Origin of the sequence: Caldisalinibacter kiritimatiensis, assembly GCF_000387765.1 — a bacterium.
In the GTDB taxonomy this organism is placed as follows: domain Bacteria; phylum Bacillota; class Clostridia; order Tissierellales; family Caldisalinibacteraceae; genus Caldisalinibacter; species Caldisalinibacter kiritimatiensis.
In genome coordinates this window covers 1-9,649 of the sequence record NZ_ARZA01000016.1, presented here as the reverse complement: position 1 = coordinate 9,649, position 9,649 = coordinate 1, and the positions used below count along the sequence as shown (strand labels likewise).

Sequence of the window (9,649 nt, the reverse complement as noted above, 5' to 3'; positions counted from 1 at the left end):
CCTGTATTTAACTTAATTACAAGCTATATAATAAATATACTTTCTTATACAATAAAAAAAGTGGGATGGACTCCCACTTACTTAGCTGCTTCTTTTACTTTTTCTAAATTTTGCATAACTATATCCCTTTTAATCTTAAGTAACTCAGCGTCTTTTTCTTTAATAACTCCTTCCATATCATCTATTGATGTTCTAAGCTTCTTAAAAGTCTCTTCACCTTTTTTATCTAATTCTAGTCTCTGTTTGAGTATATTTACCATTGGTTTTGCTTCTTTAATATTTGATTCAGCTTCATCCCAGCTATTTACTGTTCCCATCAAATGACTTTGTCTAACATGGTACTTTATTTTTATCATTTCACTTTCTCCCTTATTCTCATAAAAACTAAAAAAGTTACCTATGTAATAAGTCATTTGATTGGCCTGCATCAAACTATCTATATCGTTCTTTTTCTCACCTGCAATTGTGAGTCCGTTTAAAGCTTTTTCAAATCCTTCAATATCTTCAGCATTAACTCCGTCTTCCATTGCCATAGGCTCATAACTATTCCAGTTTGAGTGCAAAGACTCTATCTTGCTATTAGTTTTTTCCCATTCCTCTGTTATTATATCTTCTTTATTCTTTTCCTCTTTCTTTTTTCCCTCTCCTTCTTCCATGTTACTAACTTCTTCTACCTCATCTTCGGCCATACTTTCCATGTCCTCACCATTCTTTTTTTCCTCGTCTTCTTTTCCTTTTTCTTCTTTTTCCTCTTCTTCTTCCTTTGGTTTTTCTGGTTTTTTCATTTCTTCTTGTATCTTTTCAATATCTTTTATTATTTCATCTACTTTTTCATCCATAGCAGTCAAAGCCTTAGTCTTTTCATTCACTTTAGGTGCTTTCGGTTTCTCCTGCTTTTTAGTACAACCAACTGAAATAGCTAAAATTAAAACAAATGATATGATTATATATAGATTTAATTTTTTAAAATTATCCCATTTCATAAAAATATCACCTCTAGGTTAGTATATCCTAGAGGTGATATTTTTAACCGAATCTTAGTTTTTTAACATTGTAAAATGTTAAAATTCAAATAACTTTTTTACTTCTTTCTCGAACTCATTAAACAAGTTAATATGATTAGGTATATCTTCTCTATTACATAAAACATCTATCAAACCATAGTAATACCAAGATTGCTTTTCTTTCCCTCTTCTAAATCTATTCCAAACTTCTTCCCCTACTTTTTCATACTCTTTTATTGTTGACCTAATATTATGTAATTTATCTGCTAATGTTACAATACGAATGTCCAATGGAGCAGTTTTGAGATACTCTATAGTATGCTCTTTTCTATCCTCCCATGGTAGAGATTTATCAGGCTCAGAACATCCTTCTACTATATCAGCAACCTTTTTTCCAAACATTTCACGAATATAATCTAAGGTTATATATGTATCTTCAACTGTATCATGTAAAATCCCAGCAATTACAAGCTCTTCAGAGCAACCTTCTTGTAAAAGCATCATACCTACAGTATATGGATGGGTAATATATGGTATATCAGTACCCTTTCTAGTTTGACCTTTATGGGCCTTGGCAGCTACTTCAATAGCTAAATTAATCATAATCCCACTCCTCAAAGTTATTTCCATTAATCTAAAAATTTCTGTATTTCAACTGTATATCCGTTTGGGTCGTTAACAAAGAAATGATAAATGTTAAACTTTTTATTTTCTTCTGGTAATTTTGGTATACTAAAACCGGATTCTACTATTCTAGCATATATGTTATCTACGTCCTTAGCTAGTAGGGTAATGATAGGGCTTTTATCTCCAATAACTACTGATAAATGAGTACAAAATCCTATCTTGCCTCCCCCTGGAACACTGTATATACGACATTCTCCTTGGTCTTTATATAGAGGTAACCCCAAAAGTTTATTATAAAATTTATGAGTTACTTCTAAATCCTTTGTACCAAAGAAAGTTATTAATCCATCCCATTTGTTCTCCATCAAAATTCCCCCCTAACACATTATTTTAGCTCCTTTATAAAATTAATATTCAATAAAAATACGGGAGTTTCCTCCCGTATTAGATATGTTTTATTTGTTTTTATTCTTTAACCACATAAACTCGTAAGGTTTAAGAACAATATTAACTATACCTTCATTTGCCTTATATTCTTTATCAGATACTAAATCAGTTAATATAGATACTTCATTATCTATACAATCATTAAGATTAATGCTTATCTGCTGTTCTGTATTTGATACATTAAATAGTGTTAATATCCTTTCTTCTTTATCTAATGAAGTACGGATAAATGAAAATACTGAATCGTTAAGGAATACAACTTTTTGCTCAGCATTTGGATGAAAAGCCTTTTGACCTTTACGTATTTTTATAAGGTCACAATATTTTGTAAATATTTTATTTCTTAATGAATTTTCATTTGCCAATTCACTTTCAAGTGTTTCCTTTGATAGTTTCTCACGATTTATTCTTCTAAATATTCCGCTTTCTTCTACACCTCTGTTGTAATTTCTCGAGCCAAGTAAGCTGTGTACATAGACCGCAGGCACTCCAATTAACGATAGTAATATAGCTTGTGAACCGATAAATCTTTTTATTTTAATATCTTCATCATCTTTTGGATGTGATAAAGCATCAAAGTAATTTATATTTAACTCATATGGACTCTTTGTTCCATCACCATTATCTTTATAAGAAACATATCCTCCGTATTCTTTAGCTCTTTTAACCATATCTTCTATCTCTTCATCACTTAGTATCCCTTTAGCAGGCATAACTCCTATACCATCATGGGATGCTAAAAAGTTAAAGAATGTTGTTCTTTCTGATATTTGTTCTAATGAATCAGCCCACTTTAGTAAGTGGGAAGCATTTCCCGTTTGATATGCATTTAATACTAATGGTGGTAGTGGAAACTGATATACCATCTGTGCTTCATTGTAGCCATCTCCAAAGTAACTTATATTGTCCTTATGTGGTACATTAGTTTCAGTTATTAATATAGTTTCAGGAGCAACTATATTAAGAATATCTCTGAATAATTGTATAGCTTTATGAGTTTCATCTAAATGAATACAACTTGTACCTATTTTCTTCCAAAGGTAACCTATCGCATCTAATCTTATAGTTCTAGCTCCCATTGCTACATAGAATAATAGTACTTCTATTATCTTTAATAATACCTTTTCATTTTTGAAGTTTAAATCTATCTGGTCTGCACTAAAAGTAGTCCATACTTTTTTCACACCATCAGCTGTCTCAAATTCAGTAAGTAGTGGAAGAGCTCTCGGTCTAGTTACCTTTGATAACTCTGGACACGGTTCTGTTTCTATAAAGAAATCCTTATATTCTTCTTCACCTTTTAAATATCCTTGGAACCAATTACTTTTTGCTGAAATATGGTTAATAACAGCGTCAAACATTAATTGAAAATCCTTTGACATCTCCTGTATATCATCCCAATTACCTAAGTCTGGGTTAACTTCACAATAATCTATAACAGAAAATCCATCGTCAGAAGAATAAGGATAAAAAGGTAAGATATGAACATTAGTTATGATTCCTTTTAAATTGTCCTTTAAAAATTTATGTAATGTTTTTAATGGAGTTTTTCCCTCTTTCCTAATATTATCTCCATAAGTTATTAGGTAAACATCCTTTTCATCTACCCATTCTTTATCGGTTTTTTCATATTTGTATTGCCTTATAAACTTATTAATTAACTTTTCAATTTCATCATATATGTGTTCGCATTTTTCTTCTCCATATAAAAATCTTAACTTGTCTACAATTCTATTTTCCATATTTTTTGTAATATTTACTAATGCCACTCTAACCCTTCCTCTCTATGTTAATTCGTAATTTTATTAACCTAAATATCTCTTCAATTTTTCTCTTTATGAAAAAACTAGCTTTTTCTTTTTTTAACGCTTCATCAACTGTTATAGGATAATTTATTATAGAAAACATTGTATCTATACCATATTCATGATTTATTTCAGCATCGTCTGATATACAACCTGCTATAGCAATTACAGGTATATGAAACTTCTTTGCAATTTTAGCTACTCCTATAGGAGTTTTTCCATTGATTGTTTGACTATCTATTTTACCTTCTCCAGTAATCACCAAATCAGCGTCTTTTATCTTCTCTTTCAGTTTTGTAGCTTCAATCACTATATCAATTCCAGGGCTTAATGTTGCATCTAAAAAAGCTACTAATCCTGCTCCTAGACCACCTGCTGCTCCTGCTCCTTTTATATTCTCTACTTTTTTATCTAAGTCTTTCTTAACTATTTGGGCAAAGTGTTTTAAACTATTATCTAATCTTACTACCATCTCTTTAGTAGCACCTTTTTGTGGCCCATAAATATAAGATGCACCATTGGGTCCACAAAGTGGATTATCAACATCACATGCAACAATAAATGTACTTTCCTTTAATCTTTTATCCATATTGGTAACATCTATTTTATGAAGGTTAATAAGTTCTCCTCCCCCAAAGGATATCTCTTTACCTTCTTTGTCTAATAGCCTTACTCCTAATGCCTGTGCCATACCGGCACCACCATCATTTGTTGCACTTCCACCTATACCTATGATAAACTTCCTACATCCTTTATCTAAAGCTGCTTTAATAAGTTCTCCAGTACCATAGGTAGTTGTTAGCATAGGATTTCTCTTATTCACTGGTACTAAAGGGAGTCCTGAAGCTGCAGCCATCTCTATAACTGCAGTTTTTCTATCTCCCAATATTCCATAAAAAGCTTCTATCTTTTGTCCTAACGGACCAGTTACACATTCAGTAACAATTTCACCTTTTGTAGCATCTACTAAAGATTTTACAGTCCCTTCTCCTCCATCTGCCATAGGAACCTTTACTATTTCAGCATCTTTACATACATTTTTTATTCCCTTTTCAATACTTTCAGCTACTTCTAAAGCAGTCAAACTACCTTTAAATGAATCTGGAGCAATAACAATTTTCACCTTTATCTCTCCTCAATTTATATAGCTTAAAATAACCCAGATAATATTTTTTCAAGACTTTCATATGAAAAGTATTTTTTTCCTAAATCAAAATTTTCCTCAACAACATTATTTCTATATTCTTTATCTGTAAGTAGCTTAATACACTCCTTAGCTGCTTTTTTAATTATAGCTTCGTCAACTTTAACAAGACCATCTTCATCTACAACATGTGTATCTCCTAATGACACAATATTAAAGCCTTTTTCTTTTATATCTGTCTTATAAACTGGATATTCATATACAACCATAGGCTTTTTAGCAAATAGCCCCTCTAAAAACTGATTACCCCATCCTTCTAGTATACTTGGGTATGTTATTAAATCAGCAAACACATATGCATCCCATAATGAATAGCACTTCTTACCCTCTAATTCACATCTTGAATGTTCAATGATGTCGTTTATAAACAATAACTCAACATTCTTTTCTTCTGCTCTTTTCTTAAGTAGTTCTATATATTTTCCTTCTGATTCTGGAAGTCCAGCAAATACTAATACTATTCTGCTGTCAGCATCAAATTTTCTACCATCATATAATAAATTATTGCAAAGTTCTTTTATATTTTCGTCTTTTATAAGCTCTCCAACTAAATCTATTGCAAGCTCTATAGCTTTTCTTTCTGCTATTCTTGTAGCTTGAAGAATCATAATATCATTTTCTTTTAATCCAATTCTTTCTCTGAAACCTTTATTATAGTCGTCTTTATCCCATACAGTAGCATTAAAATCAAATACATTAGGTACTATAGTAGTATCCAATGACTTTCTTCTTTTCATCTCATCTTGAGCTATTTTATTAATAACAACATGTTTTACCAAGTCATGTTGTGGTGGAAAATGATTATCTAATATTTCGTTTACAAAGTTACAAGTCGGACTTGAATATTTTTCTCTCTCCCAATAAAAATCATGATGATGTGCAACGCATTTTATCCCTAATTTTTCTGATACATTATCAAAAGCTATAGCTGCAGGTAACCCCCATCCAAGAGACCAAATATTGTTAGGTACTAAAACATCTATATTATATTCCTTAACAAATCTAGTTAATCCCTCTTCTATTTTCCCTGCAAATTCTAATACTTCCTTCTTAAATTCTTCTTCATTTTTATAATCTGTTAACTCATGATAAGCGTTTCTAACAAATTTATCATTTACTTCGTGTCTATAATGAAGCTCTGGAATAACGTATCCATCTGTAGTACCCAAGCTACCTGCTACAAGGTATACATTATGACCCATTTTTTCTAGTACTTTTTTCCACTTTTCCATTTCTAATGATACACCGTCTGTTTCTCCTACTCTAAAGTGACATAATGCTATGTTCATATTTTTGCCTCCTTATCTCTAGCCTTTTACTGAACCTGACATAATTCCTTTGATGAAATATTTTTGTAGTAATAAAAACACTATAACTACTGGTATTACAGTTAATACATTAGCCGCCATTATCTGAGACCATGGCACTGCAACTGTTTCCTTTGCAAGCATTCCTAATCTTAACGGTAAAGTAAATTTTTCTGGTGTCTTTAAAAGAACTAAAGGCATAGTAAATGAGTTCCAGTTGTTAACAAATTCAATTATTGTAAGGGAAGTTATAGCTGGTTTTAATAATGGTAATATAATAGTAAAAAATATTCTAAACTCCCCACAACCATCAATTCTAGCTGCCTCTATTAATGCATCCGGAATATCTTCTATATACTGTTTCATAAAAAATATTCCAAATACTGTTACACCAAATGGAAATATCAAGCTTATAAGTTTATCGTACATACCAAGCTTAGTTATAATAAAGAATAAAGGAAGTAAAAGTACTGTAGCTGGAATTGTCATTGTTCCAATTAGTACAGTCATTAAAAACTTTCTTCCAACAAACTCCTTTTTAGCAAAAGCATAACCTGCCATAGTTGAAAAAATAACTATTAGTATAGTAGTTGAAATAGATACAATAATAGAGTTCATAAATGTTTTTGTGAAATGTAAATATTTCCAAACATAAGGAAAGTTTTTAATATTCATTATTTCAGGCCAAAAAGTAGGGGGAAATCTTGTAATCTCAGAATCTGTTTTTAAACTTGATACAATTAGCCAATATATTGGTATTAAAAATAAAATAGTTAAAGCATAAAGAACTACCTTTATAATTAAGTCCCTTTTTTTCCTCATATACTAAACACCTACCTCTAATAATCTAATTTCTTAGAATTTAATTTATTTTGAGTTAAGCTAATAATTACTACTACTACGAACAATATGTATGACATGGCAGATGCTTTACCTATGTGATAGAATTTAAAAGCTTCATTATAAATAAGGAATGGAATAGTAGTTGTTGAGTCTCCAGGCCCCCCGCCAGTCATCACAAATATCTCCTGAAATACGTTAAAACAGTTTATAAGTAATAAAATAAAAACAACCATTGTTATTCTTCTAAGTAAAGGCCACGTTATCATTCTGAATTGCTGGAACCACGATGCACCATCTATGTCAGCTGCTTCATACAAACTGCCTGGTATATTTTGAAGTCCTGCAAGATAGATTAGCATAAAATATCCTATTCTTCTCCATGATGACATTATTGCTATTACCGGCATAGCTAACTTACTATCTGATAGCCAATTAGGTCCATCTATATTTAATAGATTCAGAACTCCATTTATCATTCCTTTATCTCCATTGAATAACATCATAAAAATTAAACTGGCACTTATAATTGATACAACATAAGGTAAAAAGAATACAGTTCTCATAAAGCCTATTCCTTTAAGCTTTCTATCAAGTAAAACTGCTAATGTAACTGAACATAACATAGTTAAAGGTATAAATATTACACTAAAATATAAAGTATTTAGCACACTCTTTAAAAACAATTTATCTTTAAAGGTTAGAATATAGTTTTTTAACCCAATCCATTTCCCTGGTACTTGGAAAAGTCCACTATTTCTAAGCATCAAAGGCTTAACTTCCTTGAAACTAGATATTAACGACCAAACAGCAGGATATAATATAAACATGAACACTATAATCATTGCAGGCAAAATAAAAAAGTAAGCTGACCAGTCATTCTTTTTAATAATTTGTTTAAACCTTGTCTTACTCAACATCTTTTCCATAGCTAACTTCCTTTCACTAGATAGTGTTTATCAAGAATAAAAGAGACACAGAAATTGTGCCTCTTTTATTCTATTTTATTGATTTTGTAATATCTCATTTCCTAATTTTTCAATGTTTTCAAGAGCTTCTTCAACACTAATCTCACCAATTACAGCTTTATTTAACTCACTTCTATAAACTTGTTCTTCAACTTTTACCCATTCTTTTATTGGTGTAGATATACTTGGATACTCTAATCCTTCTATGAATACTAAAAACTCAGGATGCTTCTTAAAGTATTCTGTATCAGCCATATCTTTTCTTATAGGTACTCTAAATGGATAGTAATTTCCATCGTCAGCTTTTTCACCTTTCATTAACATTTCTTGTCCTTTTTTACTACCTAAGAACTCTATTAATTTCATACTAGCTTCTAATTTCTCACCCTCTACTCCTACAGGAACAGTTAACATGTATGGTCCAATGTCTGCTGCTCTTCCTGCAGGTCCAGCTGGTACTGGTGCTGCTGACACTTCAAATGGATTCCCATTCTTCCAAATATCTGTTATACCCCAAGGTCCTTGGAATTCCATCGCTACAACTTGATTTCTAAAATCAGCCATTACATCTCCTCCAGTTTTATTGCCTGTATCTGGTGGAGCACATTCTTTTATAAGTTTTGTATAAAATTCTAGAGCTTTTTTACCCTCTGGTGAATTTAATCCTACTTTGTATTCTCCATTTTCCTTTTTAACTATATCTGCACCAGCTTGATTTACAAACATATTAAATAACCAAGTTATATCATGATGTTGTTTTCCAACAAGACCTATACCATATTGGTCTATTTTTCCATCTCCATCTTTATCAACTGTTAATTTCTTAGCATATTCATATAACTCATCCCAGTTTTTTGGAGGTGCAGTTATACCTGCTTCTTCAAATAAAGTTTTATTATATACTAGTTGTATTGTATGTCCCATCCAAGGATAACCATATAATTGCTCATCGACTACAGCTAAGTTCCAAAGTTTCTCATAAAAATTATCTTTCTTATCTGCAAATCTCTCTGTTAAATCTACAAATGCTCCTTCTCCTCCAAGAGCTTGTACATATCTATAAGGTACTTGAATTACTTCTGGAGCTTGTCCACTTAAAATCATTGTTAAAAGCTTCTGCTCTTCTTGACTTCCACCTAATAATTTAACTTTAATGTTTGGATTTTCTTTTTCAAACTCATCTAGAATTTCCCTTATAGCCATTCCTCTTCCAGAATCTTCAGACCAAACAATTTGCATTTTAATTTCAACAGGTTTGTCTTCACTAATTTGTTTACCTTCACTTTTTTCTACATCTTGATTTCCACACCCTACTAAAGTGAAAATCATTACTAATACTAATAATGAAGCTACTACCTTTTTCATAATATTACCTCCCTATTTCTTATCGTAGTGTCAAAAGTTTAGAGCAAAATTGACACTCAAATATTGAAATTTAAATAATATA

9 protein-coding genes are annotated in these 9,649 nt (G+C 31.1%); all 9 read right to left on the bottom strand.

What is annotated here, in order from left to right:
• Window positions 1-77: 77 nt before the first annotated feature.
• Window positions 78-983 carry a hypothetical protein gene (locus L21TH_RS14140; RefSeq protein ID WP_006305952.1) on the bottom strand — a complete coding sequence of 302 codons (906 nt, stop codon included), beginning with the start codon at window positions 981-983 and terminating at the stop codon, window positions 78-80.
• A 78-nt stretch (window positions 984-1,061) separates the two neighbouring features.
• The gene (locus L21TH_RS00535) at window positions 1,062-1,607 is read right to left on the bottom strand and encodes an HD domain-containing protein (RefSeq protein WP_006305950.1); all 546 of its coding nucleotides are present in this window, start codon (window positions 1,605-1,607) and stop codon (window positions 1,062-1,064) included.
• Window positions 1,608-1,633: 26 nt separating this feature from the next.
• Window positions 1,634-1,996 (bottom strand): VOC family protein, encoded by a 363-nt coding sequence (locus L21TH_RS00530; protein WP_006305949.1) that lies wholly within the window; start codon window positions 1,994-1,996, stop codon window positions 1,634-1,636.
• Window positions 1,997-2,086: 90 nt separating this feature from the next.
• Window positions 2,087-3,847 carry an alpha-amylase family glycosyl hydrolase gene (locus tag L21TH_RS00525; protein WP_006305944.1) on the bottom strand — a complete coding sequence of 587 codons (1,761 nt, stop codon included), beginning with the start codon at window positions 3,845-3,847 and terminating at the stop codon, window positions 2,087-2,089.
• 1 nt (window position 3,848) lies between these two features.
• On the bottom strand, window positions 3,849-5,006 hold the full coding sequence (locus L21TH_RS00520) for a glycerate kinase (RefSeq protein ID WP_006305938.1): 1,158 nt from the start codon (window positions 5,004-5,006) through the stop codon (window positions 3,849-3,851).
• A 26-nt stretch (window positions 5,007-5,032) separates the two neighbouring features.
• A complete protein-coding gene (locus tag L21TH_RS00515) occupies window positions 5,033-6,376 on the bottom strand; it encodes a glycosyltransferase family 4 protein (RefSeq protein WP_006305936.1) in 1,344 nt (447 codons plus the stop codon).
• Between the two features lie 18 nt (window positions 6,377-6,394).
• Window positions 6,395-7,216, bottom strand: a complete 822-nt coding sequence (locus L21TH_RS00510) for a carbohydrate ABC transporter permease (protein WP_006305934.1) — start codon at window positions 7,214-7,216, stop codon at window positions 6,395-6,397.
• 17 nt (window positions 7,217-7,233) lie between these two features.
• Entirely contained in the window at window positions 7,234-8,163 is a 930-nt protein-coding gene (locus L21TH_RS00505) for a carbohydrate ABC transporter permease (RefSeq protein ID WP_006305933.1), read from the bottom strand.
• A 75-nt stretch (window positions 8,164-8,238) separates the two neighbouring features.
• A complete protein-coding gene (locus L21TH_RS13630; protein ID WP_006305931.1) occupies window positions 8,239-9,567 on the bottom strand; it encodes a sugar ABC transporter substrate-binding protein in 1,329 nt (442 codons plus the stop codon).
• Window positions 9,568-9,649: the final 82 nt, after the last annotated feature.

What these genes read in the sequence shown, in the direction of transcription:
- L21TH_RS00505 (WP_006305933.1), bottom strand. Translation starts at nt 8,163, where the DNA reads ATGGAAAAGATGTTGAGTAAGACAAGGTTTAAACAAATTATTAAAAAG.
- L21TH_RS00535 (WP_006305950.1), bottom strand. Translation starts at nt 1,607, where the DNA reads ATGATTAATTTAGCTATTGAAGTAGCTGCCAAGGCCCATAAAGGTCAA.
- L21TH_RS00515 (WP_006305936.1), bottom strand. Translation starts at nt 6,376, where the DNA reads ATGAACATAGCATTATGTCACTTTAGAGTAGGAGAAACAGACGGTGTA.
- L21TH_RS14140 (WP_006305952.1), bottom strand. Translation starts at nt 983, where the DNA reads ATGAAATGGGATAATTTTAAAAAATTAAATCTATATATAATCATATCA.
- L21TH_RS00510 (WP_006305934.1), bottom strand. Translation starts at nt 7,216, where the DNA reads ATGAGGAAAAAAAGGGACTTAATTATAAAGGTAGTTCTTTATGCTTTA.
- L21TH_RS13630 (WP_006305931.1), bottom strand. Translation starts at nt 9,567, where the DNA reads ATGAAAAAGGTAGTAGCTTCATTATTAGTATTAGTAATGATTTTCACT.
- L21TH_RS00530 (WP_006305949.1), bottom strand. Translation starts at nt 1,996, where the DNA reads ATGGAGAACAAATGGGATGGATTAATAACTTTCTTTGGTACAAAGGAT.